Raw genomic sequence first — 278 nt, forward strand, 5'->3', positions numbered from 1 at the left:
TGGCAGGGTTTTACGGTAGCAGGGCGGTAGCGTCGCACAGTGGCCATCGGTTCATCTTGGTGCTGATGAAACGTGTGACAGCACGACCTCGTCCGCGTAATTGATGCGGCCCCGCGCGGTCACGCTCTCAGGGCGGCTGTCATCTAGGGTCAGGGCATATCGCACAGCGCCGTCGGCCGTCGTAAGCCCGGCCCTCACCTGCTCGGCGGAGACTTCGGCAGTCAGTGAGTCGGGATCCACAAAAGGTTCATCGCTGTAAGGCTCGTAAACCACCACGA

General features: G+C 61.5%; 1 protein-coding gene. It reads right to left on the reverse strand.

Annotation, left to right across the window (positions count from 1 at the left end; genetic code table 11):
• Nucleotides 1-51 precede the first annotated feature (51 nt).
• Nucleotides 52-278: hypothetical protein (locus ACLJNW_RS24685; protein ID WP_410961285.1), on the reverse strand; the 227-nt coding region annotated here is incomplete at its 5' end.

This window comes from Salmonella sp. SAL4457, from assembly GCF_046548235.1.
In the GTDB taxonomy this organism is placed as follows: Bacteria; Pseudomonadota; Gammaproteobacteria; order Enterobacterales; family Enterobacteriaceae; genus Salmonella; species Salmonella enterica.